Here is a 15,694-nt window from a genome sequence, read left to right on the forward strand (position 1 = left end):
GGGCGCCTTGCCGCCGCTGCCGCCGCCGTGGACAGCAACTAGAGTTGAGGCAGGGGATGCATCGGCGCGCACCGACACTTTCTCAGTGACGGTTGCGCCACAAACCCGCAAAATGCAACGATTCCGGCAATTCTCGACGGTCGAAACCACGGGATTGACCGATCCAAACCATCGTTCTGAACAGACTGGGCCTGCTGACTCTATGCGAATGCGCCTTATGTTACTGGGCGGCGGAAATGCCCTTGGGCAGGCGCTGATTCGCCTGGGTGCGGAGGAAGACATCGGTTTCCTCGCTCCCCGTCCCCCGCAAGACGGTTGGGACGCCGCGAGCCTCACGCAACTGCTCGATGACACCCGTCCGGATGCCTTGATCAATCTGGCTTACTACTTCGACTGGTTTCAGGCGGAGACTGTGAGTGAGGCCCGCCTGAGCGGCCAGGAACGTGCGGTGGAGCGCCTGGCGGAGCTTTGCCAGCATCACAACATCATCCTGCTGCAACCTTCGAGCTACCGGGTGTTCGACGGCTCTCGCGCCACCGCCTACAGCGAGAAAGACGAGCCGGTGCCTCTGGGGCTGCGCGGTCAGGCGCTGTGGCGGATCGAGCAGAGCGTTCGCGCCACCTGCCCTCAGCACGTGCTGCTGCGTTTCGGCTGGTTGCTGGACGACAGTGCCGAGGGCATTCTCGGGCGTTTTCTCGCCCGGGCCGAGTCTCCCGAAGAGCTGTTGATGGCGGACGACCGTCGGGGCAATCCGACGCCGGTGGACGACGCCGCGCGCGTGATCATCTCGGTGCTCAAGCAGCTCGATTGCGCCGCGCCCCTGTGGGGCACCTATCACTATGCCGGCCAGGAAGCGACCACCCCGCTGGCCCTGGGTCAGGCGGTGCTCAGCGAGGCGCGGCAACTGCATCCGCTGGCCATCGAGGCGCCCACTGCCCAGGCCCACGCGGCCTGCGCCGATGCCGCCGAAGAGCCGCAGCATGCGGTACTGGCCTGCAAGAAAATCCTTCACACCTTCGGGATCAAGCCGCGCGCCTGGCGTGCCGCGCTCCCGGCCTTACTGGATAGGTTCTATCGTCATGGCTGATGGCCCTGTATTGATCACCGGCGGTGCCGGTTTCATTGGTTCGCACCTGACCGATGCCCTGCTCGCCAACGGCTACTCGGTACGGGTGCTGGACGACTTGTCCACCGGCAAACCGAGCAACCTGCCGCTGGATAACCCTCGGGTCGAACTGATCGAGGGGAATGTCGCCGATGCCGCGCTGGTCAACCGTGTCATGCAGGGCTGCAGCGCCGTGGCGCACCTGGCGGCGGTGGCGTCGGTGCAGGCTTCGGTGGACGACCCGGTGCAGACTCACCAGAGCAACTTCATCGGCACCCTGAATGTCTGCGAGGCCATGCGCCTGCATGGCGTCAAACGGGTGCTGTTCGCCTCCAGTGCGGCGGTGTACGGCAACAACGGCGAGGGTCAGTCCATCGACGAGGACACGGCCAAGGCGCCGCTGACGCCTTACGCCTCGGACAAACTGGCCAGCGAACACTACCTGGATTTCTACCGGCGCCAGCACGGGCTGGAGCCGGCGATCTTCCGCTTCTTCAATATCTTCGGCCCGCGCCAGGATCCGTCGTCGCCCTATTCCGGGGTGATCAGCATTTTCAGCGAGCGGGCCCAGCAGGGGCTGCCCATCACCGTGTTCGGCGATGGCGAGCAGACTCGGGACTTCGTCTATGTCGGTGATCTGGTGCAGGTGCTGGTACAGGCCATCCAGGCGCCGCAGCTGGAAGTGGGGGCGGTCAACGTCGGCCTGAACCAGGCCACCACCCTCAAGCAGATGCTTGCGGCCCTGGCCGAGGTGGTCGGCGAGTTGCCGCCCATCAGCTACGGTCCGGCCCGCGCCGGGGATATCCGTCATTCCCGAGCCAACAACCAGCGCCTGCTGCAGCGCTTCAGGTTTCCCGAACCCACGCCGATGAGTGTCGGCCTGGCGCGCCTGATGGGGCGCTGAGGCATATCGCAGACATGAAAAAAGGCGCCTCGCAAGGCGCCTTTTTTCATCAGCGATGGGCTTAGAACTTGTAGCCCAGACCTACCATGTAGACCATCGGATCGACGTCAACGTTGACCTTGGCGCGAGTGCCTGGGGCCACGCTGTTGTTGTCCACGTAGGCGGTGGTGTTGATGTCGATGTAACGCACTTGGGCGTTGAGCATCAGCTTGTCGGTCAGCATGTAGTCAGCACCCACCTGCCAGGCCAGGCCCCAGGAGTTCTTGGCGCGGAAATTGTCGAAACCGGCTGCGTTGGCACGGCTGCCGACGTGTTCGTCGTAGATCCAGGTGTAGTTGATACCGGCGCCGACATAGGGTTGGAACACCGACTTGGAGTCCAGCGGGTAGTAGACCACGCTCAGGGTTGGCGGCAGGTGCTTGAGGGTACCGAGCTTGCCATTGGCCGCGGCCAGGGAGGTGTCCTTGAGTTTCACATCGTGTTCGAACGGAGTGGCTGCCAGCAGTTCGATACCGATGTTGTTGGTGAGCATGTAGGCGAAGTTCAGGCCCAGTTGAGTGTCGCTACCCATGGTGGCCTTGCCACCCAGGTTGGTGCCTGCCGCCGGGCCACGGTCCACTTTGACGCTGCCGCTGTCGGCTTTCGGGTTTACGGTGATGGCACCGGCGCGGACGAGGATATCGCCAGCTTCATGGGCGTTGGCAATCGGGGCGGCGAGTGCGAGCGCGATCAGGGAAGCGCTAAGCAGGGACTTGTGCATGGGAGCTCCAAAGGACGATTCAAATTGGCTATGTCCAATGGTAAGGATCGTCAAGTTGACCGCCTTGACTCAGCTCAATGAAATGCCAACCCCCGGTGGCAGGGCTGAACTATTCTTTTGTTCTGCACTCTTTTGGCCTGGTGCCCAGACCCTGCCTGAGTCGGCTCGCTGGCGCCGCTGCCGCACTCACTCCTGCAACTCATAGACATAGATCTTCTGTGCCGCCATCTGGTAGCCGGCGTCCGCCAGCTCGCTGGTCGAGGGCTTGACCTGCATGTCGCCCTCGATCCAGTAAGGCTGGTACAGCTCATCGAGTTTCACTCCGACCTTACTGGTGACGTGGACGATCTGGTTCGACGGCGGTGGCGGCACATGGATGCAGGCGCCGAAGTAGGGCACCAGGAGAAACTCGGTGGTGCGGCCTTCCTCGTTGACTTCCAGGGGCACGATGTAGCCGGGCAGGCGCACCGACAGGCCGTCCAGGCTCTTGACCACCGGTGCATTGGGCAGGTCCTGCTTGGCGGCGGGGGCCGATTCGGCGGCCAGTGCATCGCTCATCTGCGACAGGTCGTGCAGCGGCTGCATGTTCGGCACTTCCGGCGGCGCGTCCGGCGGGATCATTTCCGACCAAGTCAGATCCTTCGGCGCGGCCGCCCACAGCGGCGAGCTGAGCAGCAGCGACAGGGCAAGCAGGGAGCGCAGCAGGCGTTGGGTCTTCATAGGGCAGGGCTCATAAACGAATCGACAGGCCATCGGCCAAAGATTGCCGGTAGGCGCGCCAGGCCGGCACGCTGCCCATCAGCAGCGCGGCGATCAGGATACCGCCCAGCAGCGTCCACTCATATTGGCTAGGCCAGGACAATGGCAGGTACAGGCCATAATTCGATTGCACATAGCCCTGGGCCAGGGCGATGCCCAGGTACAGCAGGCCAAGCCCGGCCAGGACCCCGGTCAGCGCCAGGGCGAAGGCCTCCAGTACCAGCAGGGTTGCAATATGCCAGGGCCGGGCGCCCACCGAACGCAGAATGGCCATCTCCCGACGGCGCTCGTTGAGGCTGGTGAGGATCGCCGTGAGCATGCCGATCAGGCCTGTGAGCACCACGAACAGCGACACCACGAACAAGGCCTTTTCGGCGGTGCCCATCAGGCTCCAGAGTTCCTGCAGGGCCACGCCGGGCAGGATCGCCAGCATCGGCTCGCCGCGGAACTCGTTGATCTCGCGCTGCAGGGCAAAGGTCGAGATCTTGCTGTTCAGGCCAAGCATGAAGGCGGTGATCGCCTGTGGCGTCAGGTCCATGTTGCGCGCCTGATCGGCACTGATACGACCGTCGCCACGGGCCGGCACGCCGTTGTGCCAGTCGATGTGGATCGCCTCCATGCCGCCCAGGCTGATGTGCAGGGTGCGGTCCACCGGGGTCCCGGTGCGCTTGAGGATGCCCACCACGGTGAACGGCTTGTCGTCGTGCTTGACCAGGCTGATGGCCGCCACGCCATGGGCCAGCACCAGTTGGTCCCCCAGTTTGTAGTGCAGGGCATCGGCGACTTCGGCCCCCAGTACCACCTCGAAAGGGTCGCTGGCGAAGGCCCGGCCCACGGCCAGTTGCAGGCTCTGCTGATGACCGTACTGGTAGTGCTGGAAGTAGGCGTCGGTGGTGCCCATGACCCGATAGCCGCGATGGGAGTCGCCCAGGGAAATCGGGATCGCCCATTTCACTTTCGGGTTGCTGGCGAAATGCTCGAAGCTGTCCCAGCGAATGTTGTTGGTGGCGTTGCCGATGCGAAACACCGAATACAGCAGCAGATTCACCGAGCCGGAGCGGGCGCCGACGATCAGGTCGGTGCCGCTGATGGTGCTGGCGAAACTGGCTCGGGCTTCGGTGCGCACCCGCTCCACCGCCAGCAGCAGGCAGACCGACAGGGCAATGGCGAAGGCAGTGAGGATCGCGGTGAAGCGGCGGTTAGCCAGGCTGGCCATGGCTAGACGGAACAGATACATCTCAGACCTCTGCGGGCGTGGCGGCGCGATTGAGTTCGGCCAGCGACAGGTTGCGATCGAACAGCGGCGCCAGGCTCTGGTCGTGACTGACGAACAGCAGGCTGGCCCCAGCCTCGCGGCACTCGGCGAACAGCAGTTGGATGAAGGCTTCCCGGGCGTCGTAGTCCAGCGCCGAGGTGGGTTCGTCGGCGATCACCAGCTCCGGCTGACCGATCAAGGCCCTGGCCGCGGCGACCCGTTGCTGCTGGCCGATGGACAGTGAGTCGGCGCGACGGCCGAGCAGGTCGGGGTCCTTCAGGCCCAGGTGGGCCAGCAGGGTGGCGGCCGCCTGATCGACGCTGCCGTGGCGCTGAATGGCGCGGCTGGCCCGCAGTCTGGAGAAGTGGCAGGGCAGCTCGACGTTCTCGCGCACCGAGAGAAACGGCAGCAGGTTGAACTGCTGGAAGATATAGCCGGTGTGATCGACACGAAAGCGGTCGCGGGCCCCGGCGGACAGCTCCGTCAGCTCCTGGCCCAGCAGGCGGATGCTGCCGCGACTGGGTTTTTGCACGCCGCCCAAGAGACCCAGCAGGGTGGTCTTGCCACTGCCGCTGGGGCCCTTGAGGAATAGAGTTTCGCCGGCTTCCAGGCGGAAGGCCGGGATGTCCAGCAACTGAGGGTGGCCGGGCCAGCTGAAGCCCAGGTCGGACAGTTCGATAAGTGCTTGGGTCATGTTGGGCCGATCATGCAGTGAGTGGTGTAGCCGCCACGGCCGGCGGCTACTGGTGCAGCGCTTAAAACTTCAGGGTGGCAGCCTTGGCTGTGGCTTCGACACCTTGCTGGCCGTTTGGCGAAATCAGTTGTACCTGAATTTTCTGGGTGGCGGGGAAGGTCTTGAAGATCTGCCCCAGGTCGAGGTCTTTCAGGGCGTCCGGCTTGGCGCAGGTGAACTGGTAGTGGGCGTGGATTTCACTGTGCTCATGGTGATGCTCATGGCCGTCGGTGCTCTTGGCATCTTCGTCGTGGTCGTCATCGTGATCATCGGCATCGGGCTTGTCGCCGAACAGCGGGCTTGCCAGTTCCTGCTTGGCCACCGTGCAAGCGGCGGCCTTGGGCAGGCTGAACAGCACCAGGGGCTGTTCCAGCTGGGTACGGGCAGCAGCGACCTTGGCCTTGTCGGCGTCGGTGCTGGGAGCGTGCTCGAAGCCCACCAGGTTCATGGCCGGGCTTTCCAGCTCCAGCTCCAGGGCCTGGCCGTCGAGCACCGCGTTCAAGCGGGCCACGCCATGTTCATGGGCGCCGAGGCTGCCATGTTCATGCTCGTGTTCATGGGCTTGCACGGCCTGAGAGACAGCCAGTGGCAACAGGGCAAACGGCAAGGCGAGGAGCAGACGGCGCATAGCAAGTCTCCGGGGCGGCGATGAAAAAATGTTATGTGATCTTATAACAATAGGCCGCAGAGTTTGACCGTCCGCTTGGCGTTGCGCAAGACGCGTGGGAGCATGCTCGTCAGAAAAAATCGGGAGCACAGCGATGTTGCGGATTCGTGGAAGCATCGGCGATTGGCCGGTGGATTTGACCCTGGAACTGGACGAAGGCGATTGGGCGCAACTGGGCGCGCAGTTGCAGGCGGCCAGGCCTGAAGCGGCGACGCCAACGCCGGTCAACAAGCCGGCCAGCCAGGACGATGCCTTGTGGCAGACCGCCAAGGAGCTGTTGCGCAAGGCGGGCCAGATCAGCGGGCCGCAGTTGCTGGAGCAGCTGGAGGGGCTGACCGGCAGCGCGGCGGCGGGCAAGCGCCTGCTGGTGCGCTTGCGCCACTGCGCCGAGGTCAAGGTGGTCAGCGGCGCGGATACACCGCTCTACAGCTGGGTGCAATGATCCTGTAGGAGCCAGCTTGCTGGCGAACGCGTCCGGTCTGTCAGAACGCTTTCGCTGGCAAGCCAGCTCCTACACAAGCCAGTTGCATGAGCCGGCACTTCTGGCTCAGTACAGCGCGGCGAAGAGTTTGCGGCGGTAGGCGGTTACCAGCGGATGATCGTTGCCCAGCAGGTCGAAGACTTGCAGCAGGGTCTTGTGGGCAATGCCTTCGCTGTAGCTGCGGTTGCGCATGAACAGCTTGAGCAGGGCTTCCAGCGCCGCTTCGTATTGCTGGCGGGCCAGTTGCTGGATCGACAGTTGGTACAGGGCCTCGTCATCCAGCGGGTCTTTGGCCAGGCGCGCCTTCAGCTCCGCGGCGTCCGGCAGGTCGGCGGCCTGCTTGAGGAAGGTGATCTGCGCTTTGGCGCCGGCCAGGGCGGCCTTGTGTTCATCGCTCTTGACCGCGTCGAGCACGGTCTGGGCTTCACCCAGTTCGCCGCGTTCGGCCAGGCAACGGGCATAGAGAATCAGCGCCTTGGCGTTGCTGTTGTCTTCACCCAGGAGCACTTTGAGGATGGCTTCGGCGTCGCCGATCCGGCCGTCGCTGAACAAGGCTTCGGCCTGTTCCAGCGGGTCGGCGGCCGGGGGTGGCGGCATCTGCACATGGGGTTCGAGCATGGCGCGCACCGCGGACTCGGGTTGGGCGCCGGCAAAGCCGTCCACCGGTTGACCGTCCTTGAACAGCACCACGGTGGGCAGGCTGCGGATGCCGAAGCGGGCGACGATGTCCTGCTCGACATCGCAGTTGACCTTGGCCAGCAGCAGCTCGCCCTGATAGCTCTCGGCGATCTGCTGCAGCATCGGCATCAGCGCCTTGCAGGGCGCGCACCATTCGGCCCAGAAGTCCACCAGGACCGGCTTGTGGAAGGAGTTCTCGATCACCGACTGGTCGAAGTCGGCGGTGCGGGCGTCGAAGATATACGGCGTGTCCTGACTCATGGGGTATCTCGAATAAGCGGGAATGGAAGCACTATAAAGTTGCCAGGGGCAGATCGCTATCGCCTGCGGGCGCCGGTGTTCCGGCCAATGGCCGCTGCGCGTGATACAGGCTCACGTTGCGAAACTCCCAAGGCTCGGCCAGGTCCGGCAGGGTCAGGGCATGGAGCGTTTCCAGGCGCTGATACAGCGGGTGCTGGAAGTCCCTGACCCGGGAATCCGCCACCAGGGCTTCGCGGCCGCGGCTGAGGAATTCATCCAGCAGCGGCAGGTTGGCTCGGTCATAGAGCACGTCCGCCACCAGGATCAGGTCGAAGCGATCAGTCTCGGCGAAAAAATCCGTTGAATAGCCCAGCGCGACGTCGTTGAGTGCGGCGTTGGCCCGGCAGGCAGCGATGGCCAGTGGATCGAGGTCGCAGGCCACCACTTCCAGGGCGCCGGCCCTGGCCGCGGCAATCGCCGCCACCCCGGAACCGGCGCCGAAATCCAGCACCCGCTTGCCCTGCACCCAGTGCGGGTGCTGGGCCAGATAGCGGGCCAGAGCCAGGCCGCTGGCCCAGCAGAAGCTCCAGTAAGGCGGCTCGTGGAGAATGCGCCGGGTTTCTTCCGGGGTGAAGGCGCGGTCCATGTTCTGGGCGTCGATCAGCCAGAGTTTCAGCTGGGTATCGGGCAGCTCGCAGGCCACCAGTTGTGCGTCCCCCAGCAGTTCGCTGAGGGCGTCTTGCAGGTCGAGCGGTGGGTTCATGGGGCTTTGACGAACTGCAGTGGTCCCAGAGCCTGGGTGGTGGGTTGGTCGATGCGCACCGCTGGCAGGTGCAGGATCAACTGGCCGGATTGGCTGGCGCGGCCACGCAGTTCGACCCGGGCTCCGGCGGGGAACGCCTCGGCGGCGAAGCGCAGGCGAAATGGCAGCGCCTGGCTGGTGCCGCTGAGATTGCTGCTGGCCAAAAGGCGTTGCGGACGACTGCGTTCATCGATCACCAGCAGCGCCAGTTCCACGTCGGCGCCGGCCGGCACGCCCTCAAGGGTGCCGCTCAGTTCGCGCTGATAGGCCGGCAAGGGCCCAAGATCAGCAGGCTGCTGATTTTTTTTCGTGGTCTGTTGCTGTGGAGAAGAGGGGGCCGCAGGTTTCGGGGCATCGCTGCTGCAAGCGACCAGCAGGCTGACAAGACTGAGCAAAACGAGCGGTCTGAGCGGCATCTGAAGCTCCAACAAGGCGAATTTCCGTGTGCGAAACATAATAGTCGGTCTGTATACCGTAAAGGCTATGGCTTGTCTTGCCAGTGGGATGCGCTACCATGGCCCTCCCTTTTTTTGTTGCCTGCCACCATGCACTGTCCCTTCTGCGGTGCCAACGACACCAAGGTCATCGACTCGCGTCTGGTCGCCGAGGGCGAACAGGTGCGCCGCCGGCGTGAATGCCTGGCCTGTGGTGAACGTTTCACCACCTTCGAAACCGCCGAACTGGTGATGCCGCGCCTGATCAAGACTGACGGCAGCCGCCAGCCCTTCGACGAAGAAAAACTGCGTGCCGGCATGCAGCGTGCCCTGGAAAAACGCCCGGTGAGTGTCGAGCGCCTGGAAGCGGCGCTGGTGCACATCAAGCACAAGCTGCGGGCCACCGGCGAGCGTGAAGTCAAATCCCTGGTCGTGGGTGAACTGGTGATGACCGAGCTGCAGAAGCTCGATGAAGTCGCCTATATCCGCTTCGCGTCGGTCTACCGGCGCTTCCAGGACCTCAACGAATTCCGCGAAGAGATCGACCGCCTCGCCCGTGAGCCGGCCAAGTCATGAGCCTGTCCCCGGAGCAAGCGGTGCTCGACGCGCACTACATGGCCCGCGCTCTGGAACTGGCGCGCAAGGGGCGGTACTCCACCCATCCCAATCCCCGAGTCGGTTGCGTCATTGTGCGCGACGGCCAGGTGGTGGGTGAGGGCTGGCATGTCCGGGCCGGCGAGCCTCACGCCGAAGTCCACGCCCTGCGCGCGGCCGGCAACCAGGCCCGTGGCGCCACGGCTTATGTGACCCTGGAGCCTTGCAGTCATCACGGTCGCACGCCGCCCTGTGCCGATGCCCTGGTCAATGCCGGCGTGGCGCGGGTGGTCGCGGCGATGCAGGACCCGAACCCGGAAGTGGCCGGGCGTGGCTTGCAGCGCCTGGCCCAGGCCGGTATCGACACCCTCAGCGGTGTGCTGGAAGCCGAGGCCCGGGCGATCAACAAGGGGTTCCTGAAACGCATGGAACACGGCCTGCCTTATGTGCGGGTCAAGCTGGCCATGAGTCTCGATGGCCGTACAGCGATGGCCAGCGGTGAGAGCCAGTGGATCACCGGACCTGCCGCGCGCTCCGCGGTGCAGCGTCTGCGGGCCGAATCGTCCGTGGTGCTGACCGGTGCCGACACGGTGCTGGCCGATGATGCGCGGCTGACCGTGCGCGCCGCCGAACTGGGCCTGGACGCTGAACAGACGGCCCTGGCCATGAGCCGGCCGCCGCTGCGAGTGTTGATCGATGGTCGCCTGCGAGTGCCCCTCGACGCAGCGTTCTTCAAGGCCGGCCCGGCCTTGGTCGCGACCTGCGCGGCGGTGGAAGAGCAATATGCCAACGGTCCGGAATGCCTGATCGTGCCCGGCCCCGATGGCCTGGTGGATCTGCGGCGTCTGCTGCTGGAACTCGTCGCCCGTGGCGTCAACGAGGTGCTGGTGGAAGCCGGCCCACGACTGGCCGGGGCCTTTGCCCAGCAGGGCCTGGTGGACGAGTACCAGATCTTCGTCGCCGGCAAGTTCCTCGGCTCCTCGGCGCGGCCGTTGCTCGACTGGCCGCTGGCGCAGATGAGCCAGGCGCCCTTGCTGAAGATCATCGAAATGCGCGCGGTGGGCGATGACTGGCGAGTCACTGCCATCCCGGCCCCGCCAGCGAGCGTATAATTCCCGACTTTCGCCTACCCGGCGGCCCTGTTCTCGAGGAGGACTCCATGTTCACCGGCATCATCGAATCCATCGGCAGCATTCGCGCATTGACCCCAAAAGGCGGAGATGTGCGGGTCTATGTAGAAACCGGCAAGCTTGACCTGGCCGACGTCAAACTGGGCGACAGCATCGCGGTGAACGGCGTCTGCCTGACCGCGGTTGAACTGCCGGGCGATGGTTTCTGGGCCGATGTCAGCCGCGAGACTCTGGATTGCACCGCCTTCCATCAGTTGAAGGCCGGCAGCCGGGTCAACCTGGAGAAAGCCCTGACCCCGACCACCCGCCTGGGCGGTCACCTGGTCAGCGGTCACGTCGACGGCGTCGGTGAAGTGGTGGCGCGGGAAGAAAATGCCCGGGCCATCCAGTTTCGTATCCGCGCGCCGAAGGAGCTGGCCAAGTACATCGCCCATAAAGGCTCGATCACCGTCGACGGCACCAGCCTGACGGTCAACGCGGTCAATGGCGCCGAGTTCGAGCTGACCATCGTGCCCCATACCCTGGCGGAAACCATCATGGCCGACTACCGGCCGGGTCGGCAGGTCAACCTCGAGGTCGACCTGTTGGCGCGCTATCTGGAGCGCCTGCTGCTGGGCGACAAGGCGGCCGAAGCCACCACCGGCGGCACCATTACCGAAAGTTTTCTGGCCGCTAACGGCTATCTCAAATCCTGACCCAAGGGGGTGCCGCGTGGCGCTCAACAGCATCGAAGAACTGGTTGAAGACATCCGCCAAGGCAAGATGGTCATCCTCATGGATGACGAAGACCGCGAGAACGAAGGCGACCTGATCATGGCCGCCGAGTGCTGCAAGGCCGAGCACATCAACTTCATGGCCAAGCACGCCCGTGGCCTGATCTGCATGCCCATGAGCCGCGAGCGTTGCGAGCTGCTCAAGCTGCCGCTGATGGCGCCGCGCAACGGCTCCGGCTTCGGCACCAAGTTCACCGTCTCCATCGAGGCCACCGAAGGCGTGACCACCGGCATCTCCGCCGCTGACCGGGCGCGCACCGTGCAAGCTGCGGCCGCCAAGGACGCCAAGCCCGAGGACATCGTCAGCCCGGGTCATATCTTCCCGCTGATGGCCCAGCCCGGCGGGACCCTGGCCCGTGCCGGCCACACCGAAGCGGCTTGCGACCTGGCGCGCATGGCCGGTTTCGAACCCAGCGGGGTGATCTGCGAGGTGATGAACGACGACGGCACCATGTCCCGTCGCACCGAGCTGGAAGCCTTCGCCGCCGAACACAACATCAAGATCGGCACCATCGCCGACCTGATTCACTACCGGATGATCCACGAACGTACCGTTCAGCGGATTGCCGAGCAGCCCCTGGACAGCGAACTGGGCCAGTTCAACCTGGTGACCTATCGTGATTCCGTGGAAGGCGACGTGCACATGGCCCTGACCCTGGGGGACATCTGCGCGGAAGAACCGACCCTGGTGCGGGTGCACAACATGGACCCGCTGCGCGACCTGCTGATGGTCAAGCAGCCGGGCCGCTGGAGCCTGCGCGCGGCCATGGCCAAAGTGGCCGAGGCCGGCAGTGGCGTGGTGCTGTTGCTGGGGCACCCGCTGGATGGCGATGTCCTGCTGGCGCACATCCGTGAAACCGCGGAACACCAGCCGGTGAAGAAACCCACCACCTACAGCATCGTCGGTGCCGGTTCGCAGATCCTCCGCGACCTGGGCGTGCGCAAAATGCGCCTGATGAGTGCGCCGATGAAGTTTAATGCGATATCCGGTTTCGACCTGGAAGTTGTAGAATACGTGCCCTCCGAATAAAAGCCGGTCGTTTCTGGCTTGAAATTCGCGGTTCAAATATCACTGAAGAGCGTGTGCTAGACACGCTCTGGCTCTTTAAGAGATTTGTCGAATGACCCTGAAGACCATCGAAGGTACCTTCATCGCCCCTAAAGGCCGCTATGCCCTGGTGGTCGGCCGTTTCAACAGCTTCGTCGTCGAAAGCCTGGTCAGCGGCGCGGTTGACGCCCTGGTTCGCCACGGCGTGAGCGAAAGCGACATCACCATCATCCGTGCCCCTGGCGCCTTCGAAATTCCGTTGGTCGCGCAGAAAGTCGCACAGAAGGGTGAATATGCGGCGATCGTCGCCCTGGGCGCGGTCATTCGTGGCGGTACTCCGCACTTCGAATACGTGGCCGGCGAGTGCACCAAGGGCCTGGCCCAGGTGTCCATGGAGTTCGGCGTGCCAGTGGCCTTCGGCGTGCTGACCGTTGATTCGATCGAACAAGCCATCGAACGTTCCGGCACCAAGGCCGGCAACAAAGGTGCTGAAGCTGCCCTGTCCGCCCTGGAAATGGTCAGCCTGCTGGCGCAGTTGGAGGCCAAGTGATTAGCGACGAAAGCGATCGTTTCAACCCGCGCGATCCCAAGCCTGCCAACGCCGGCAAGCCATCCAAGAGCGCCAAGCGTCGCGAAGCCCGTCAGCTCGCGACTCAGGCGCTGTACCAGTGGCACATGGCCAAGCATTCGCTGAACGAGATCGAAGCGCAGTTTCGGGTCGACAACGATTTCACTGACATCGACGGCGCCTACTTCCGCGAGATCCTGCACGGGGTCCCGGCCAACAAGAACGAGATCGACACCGCGCTCGTGCCTTGCCTGGACCTGGCCATCGATGAGCTGGACCCGGTTGAACTGGCGGTTCTGCGCCTGTCCACCTGGGAGCTGCTCAAGCGCGTCGACGTGCCATACCGCGTTGTGATCAACGAAGGTATCGAACTGGCCAAGGTCTTCGGTTCCACCGATGGCCACAAGTTCGTCAACGGCGTTCTCGACAAGCTGGCACCACGCCTGCGCGAAGCTGAAGTGAAGGCGTTCAAGCGCTGATCCGCGCTTGCAGCTGCCATGGGCGAGTTTGAGCTGATCCGTCATTTCTTCGCTGCCGCGCCCTGTGCGCAAGGCGGCGAGGGCATTGCCCTGGGGATTGGCGACGACTGCGCCTTGCTGGCGGTTGCTCCTGGCGAGCAGTTGGCGATTTCCACCGACACCCTGGTGGCGGGTGTGCATTTCGCCGATCCCTGCGAGCCCTTTCTTCTAGGCCAACGCTCTCTGGCGGTGGCCGTCAGCGACCTGGCCGCCATGGGCGCCACGCCGCTGGCCTTTACCCTGGCCCTGACCCTGCCGACGGTAAGCACCGATTGGCTGCAGGCCTACGCCCGCGGTTTGAACCTCATGGCCCAGGATTGTGGCGTGCGCCTGATCGGCGGCGACACCACCCGCGGCCCGCTGACCTTGACCCTGACCGTGTTCGGCCGGGTTCCCGGCGGTTTGGCCCTGACCCGCAGCGGTGCCCGTGCAGGCGACCTGCTGTGTGTCGGCGGCGAGCTGGGCAATGCGGCCGGCGCCTTGCCGCTGGTACTGGGGCAACGCCGCGCCGAGGCAGCGCTGGCCGAACCGTTGCTGGCCCACTACTGGTCGCCCCGACCGCAGCTGGCCCTGGGTCAGGCCCTGAGAGGCAAGGCCAGCGCCGCCCTGGACATCTCCGATGGCCTGCTGGCCGATTGCGGGCATATCGCGACCGCCTCGGCGGTTGCTCTGCAGGTGGACCTGGAAAAGCTGCCCCTGTCTCCGGCGCTGCTCGGCTTTCTGGGCCTGGAAGGCGCTCGCGCCGCCGCCCTGAGCGGCGGCGACGACTATGTCCTGGCCTTCACCCTGCCGCCTGCCGAACTGGCGCCGCTGCGGGCGGCGGGTTGGCCGGTGCACGTGGTGGGGCGAGTGCTGGCGGGGCAGGGGGTGACCCTGCTGGATGCCGGCGGCCAGGACATCACCCCCGGCACCCGGGGTTATCAACACTTTCCGGAGACACCGTGACAGATCATCCCAAACAGGTCCCGGCGGAGTTCGTACCGCCGTCGGTCTGGCGCAATCCCTGGCACTTCCTGGCTTTCGGCTTCGGTTCCGGCACCTTGCCCAAGGCGCCCGGCACCTGGGGCTCGTTGGTTGCGCTACCCTTTATCCCGCTGTGGCAGATGCTGCCGGACTGGGGCTACTGGTTGATGCTCGGCATCACCATGCTGTTTGGCTTCTGGCTGTGCGGCAAGGTGGCCGACGATCTGCGGGTGCATGACCACGAAGGCATCGTCTGGGACGAAATGGTCGGCATGTGGATCACCCTGTGGCTGGTGCCTGAAGGATGGTACTGGCTGCTGGCGGGGTTCCTGATGTTCCGCTTCTTCGACATTCTCAAGCCGTGGCCGATTCGCTGGGTCGACCGGCATGTGCATGGCGGCGTCGGCATCATGCTCGACGATGTGCTGGCCGGCGTGTTCGCTTGGCTGGCGATGCAAGGCTTGGTGTGGTGTTTGAGCTGAGGGGTTAGGCATGGACGTGCGCCGCGTGCTGCTGGTACTGCTGGTTGTCTGGAGCTGCGGCGTCCGGGCCAACGAGTTGCAGGCGCAACCCCAGCACATTCGCATCGCCAGTGAAGAATGGAGCCAGTACACCGAAGCCAACGGCGAAGGCCTGGCCTGGGACATTCTGCGTGAAGTGTTCGAGCCCCAAGGGGTGCGCATCGAGCGCAGCAGCGTGCCTTACACCCGTTCGGTGGGCCTGGTGCAGCGTGGTGAAGCGGATGCGCAAGTGGGCGCCTATCGCGACGAATCCCCCGGCTTGCTGTATCCGCGCTGGAACTACGACACCGACCACATCTACTCCCTGGGGCTGGCCAGCAACCCCGAGCTGACCCTGGCCAACCTCGGCAGTTACCGTCTGGTCTGGGTGCGTGGCTACAAGTACCAGGACTACCTGCCCAATGCCCGGCGCTACAACGAGATTCGCCGGCGCATCGGCATCCTGCCGATGTTGCAGTACGGCCGGGCCGACTATTACATCGACGCCCAGACCGAGATCAGCTATGTGCTCGGCCAAGCCCAGGACCCGAGCCAGTTCAAGGTCAGCCACCTGGCCGAGTTGCCCCTGTACCTGGGCTTTGCCGACACCCCCCGCGGCCGTGCCTTGCTTGCCTTGTACGACCGGCGCATGGAGCAGTTGGTGAAAGACGGTGTGTTGCGGCCGATCTTCCAGCGCTGGAAGCAGCCTTATCCGTTCGACGGGAGCCCGCAGCCAGCGCCCCGTTGATCAAACTTATCGATCTTTATCTCCGATAATTCAG

20 protein-coding genes are annotated in these 15,694 nt (G+C 64.5%); 12 read left to right on the plus strand and 8 right to left on the minus strand.

The window, feature by feature from the left end:
- Nucleotides 1-202: 202 nt before the first annotated feature.
- Together GGI48_RS18920 and GGI48_RS18925 are read left to right on the plus strand one after the other, a co-directional pair.
- Entirely contained in the window at nt 203-1,087 is an 885-nt protein-coding gene (locus GGI48_RS18920) for a sugar nucleotide-binding protein (RefSeq protein ID WP_179599539.1), read from the plus strand.
- Nucleotides 1,080-2,009 (plus strand): NAD-dependent epimerase/dehydratase family protein, encoded by a 930-nt coding sequence (locus tag GGI48_RS18925; protein WP_179599541.1) that lies wholly within the window; start codon nt 1,080-1,082, stop codon nt 2,007-2,009. Before GGI48_RS18920 ends, GGI48_RS18925 begins: the two co-directional genes overlap by 8 nt.
- Before the next feature lie 61 nt (nt 2,010-2,070).
- Here the strand turns inward: GGI48_RS18925 and GGI48_RS18930 are convergent, their stop codons facing one another.
- The 5 genes from GGI48_RS18930 to GGI48_RS18950 form a co-directional block, all read right to left on the minus strand.
- Complete coding sequence (locus GGI48_RS18930) at nt 2,071-2,769, minus strand: OmpW/AlkL family protein (RefSeq protein ID WP_016968467.1); 699 nt, start codon at nt 2,767-2,769, stop codon at nt 2,071-2,073.
- A gap of 186 nt (nt 2,770-2,955) precedes the next feature.
- Complete coding sequence (locus GGI48_RS18935; protein WP_179602054.1) at nt 2,956-3,474, minus strand: DUF3299 domain-containing protein; 519 nt, start codon at nt 3,472-3,474, stop codon at nt 2,956-2,958.
- A 25-nt stretch (nt 3,475-3,499) separates the two neighbouring features.
- The gene (locus GGI48_RS18940; RefSeq protein ID WP_103741316.1) at nt 3,500-4,765 is read right to left on the minus strand and encodes an ABC transporter permease; all 1,266 of its coding nucleotides are present in this window, start codon (nt 4,763-4,765) and stop codon (nt 3,500-3,502) included.
- Between the two features lies 1 nt (nt 4,766).
- Entirely contained in the window at nt 4,767-5,477 is a 711-nt protein-coding gene (locus GGI48_RS18945) for an ABC transporter ATP-binding protein (RefSeq protein WP_047306292.1), read from the minus strand.
- 61 nt (nt 5,478-5,538) lie between these two features.
- On the minus strand, nt 5,539-6,144 hold the full coding sequence (locus GGI48_RS18950) for a DUF2796 domain-containing protein (RefSeq protein WP_179599543.1): 606 nt from the start codon (nt 6,142-6,144) through the stop codon (nt 5,539-5,541).
- Between the two features lie 133 nt (nt 6,145-6,277).
- On the opposite strand from GGI48_RS18950, the gene GGI48_RS18955 reads away from it, so the two are divergent.
- On the plus strand, nt 6,278-6,625 hold the full coding sequence (locus tag GGI48_RS18955; RefSeq protein ID WP_103741317.1) for a hypothetical protein: 348 nt from the start codon (nt 6,278-6,280) through the stop codon (nt 6,623-6,625).
- Nucleotides 6,626-6,730: 105 nt separating this feature from the next.
- On the opposite strand, the gene trxA is transcribed toward GGI48_RS18955, so the two are convergent.
- Genes trxA through GGI48_RS18970 form a run of 3 tightly spaced genes read right to left on the minus strand, consistent with a single transcriptional unit; the run spans nt 6,731 to nt 8,800 of the window.
- Nucleotides 6,731-7,603: a thioredoxin gene (gene trxA, locus GGI48_RS18960; protein ID WP_016968462.1), complete on the minus strand. Its 873-nt coding sequence runs from the start codon at nt 7,601-7,603 to the stop codon at nt 6,731-6,733.
- Nucleotides 7,604-7,634: 31 nt separating this feature from the next.
- Nucleotides 7,635-8,345, minus strand: coding sequence for a methyltransferase (locus tag GGI48_RS18965; protein WP_179599545.1), 711 nt, complete (start codon nt 8,343-8,345; stop codon nt 7,635-7,637).
- On the minus strand, nt 8,342-8,800 hold the full coding sequence (locus tag GGI48_RS18970) for a hypothetical protein (RefSeq protein WP_016968460.1): 459 nt from the start codon (nt 8,798-8,800) through the stop codon (nt 8,342-8,344). Before GGI48_RS18970 ends, GGI48_RS18965 begins: the two co-directional genes overlap by 4 nt.
- A gap of 129 nt (nt 8,801-8,929) precedes the next feature.
- Here GGI48_RS18970 and nrdR point away from each other — a divergent pair, with 129 nt between their 5' ends.
- The 9 genes from nrdR (at nt 8,930) to GGI48_RS19015 (ending at nt 15,660) form a co-directional block, all read left to right on the plus strand.
- The gene (nrdR, locus tag GGI48_RS18975; RefSeq protein WP_016968459.1) at nt 8,930-9,394 is read left to right on the plus strand and encodes a transcriptional regulator NrdR; all 465 of its coding nucleotides are present in this window, start codon (nt 8,930-8,932) and stop codon (nt 9,392-9,394) included.
- Nucleotides 9,391-10,524, plus strand: a complete 1,134-nt coding sequence (gene ribD / locus GGI48_RS18980; RefSeq protein WP_179599547.1) for a bifunctional diaminohydroxyphosphoribosylaminopyrimidine deaminase/5-amino-6-(5-phosphoribosylamino)uracil reductase RibD — start codon at nt 9,391-9,393, stop codon at nt 10,522-10,524. Before nrdR ends, ribD begins: the two co-directional genes overlap by 4 nt.
- Before the next feature lie 47 nt (nt 10,525-10,571).
- On the plus strand, nt 10,572-11,237 hold the full coding sequence (locus GGI48_RS18985) for a riboflavin synthase (RefSeq protein ID WP_047306287.1): 666 nt from the start codon (nt 10,572-10,574) through the stop codon (nt 11,235-11,237).
- Nucleotides 11,238-11,253: 16 nt separating this feature from the next.
- Nucleotides 11,254-12,345, plus strand: coding sequence for a bifunctional 3,4-dihydroxy-2-butanone-4-phosphate synthase/GTP cyclohydrolase II (gene ribBA / locus GGI48_RS18990; protein WP_016968456.1), 1,092 nt, complete (start codon nt 11,254-11,256; stop codon nt 12,343-12,345).
- A 91-nt stretch (nt 12,346-12,436) separates the two neighbouring features.
- Nucleotides 12,437-12,913, plus strand: coding sequence for a 6,7-dimethyl-8-ribityllumazine synthase (gene ribE / locus GGI48_RS18995; protein ID WP_016968455.1), 477 nt, complete (start codon nt 12,437-12,439; stop codon nt 12,911-12,913).
- Nucleotides 12,910-13,410 (plus strand): transcription antitermination factor NusB, encoded by a 501-nt coding sequence (gene nusB, locus GGI48_RS19000; protein WP_047306286.1) that lies wholly within the window; start codon nt 12,910-12,912, stop codon nt 13,408-13,410. Before ribE ends, nusB begins: the two co-directional genes overlap by 4 nt.
- An 18-nt stretch (nt 13,411-13,428) precedes the next feature.
- Entirely contained in the window at nt 13,429-14,394 is a 966-nt protein-coding gene (gene thiL / locus GGI48_RS19005; protein WP_179599549.1) for a thiamine-phosphate kinase, read from the plus strand.
- Entirely contained in the window at nt 14,391-14,894 is a 504-nt protein-coding gene (locus tag GGI48_RS19010; RefSeq protein ID WP_016968453.1) for a phosphatidylglycerophosphatase A, read from the plus strand. Before thiL ends, GGI48_RS19010 begins: the two co-directional genes overlap by 4 nt.
- A gap of 10 nt (nt 14,895-14,904) precedes the next feature.
- Nucleotides 14,905-15,660 carry a substrate-binding periplasmic protein gene (locus tag GGI48_RS19015; RefSeq protein WP_179599551.1) on the plus strand — a complete coding sequence of 252 codons (756 nt, stop codon included), beginning with the start codon at nt 14,905-14,907 and terminating at the stop codon, nt 15,658-15,660.
- Nucleotides 15,661-15,694 lie beyond the last annotated feature (34 nt).

Origin of the sequence: Pseudomonas protegens, assembly GCF_013407925.2 — a bacterium.
In the GTDB taxonomy this organism is placed as follows: domain Bacteria; phylum Pseudomonadota; class Gammaproteobacteria; order Pseudomonadales; family Pseudomonadaceae; genus Aquipseudomonas; species Aquipseudomonas fluorescens_AP.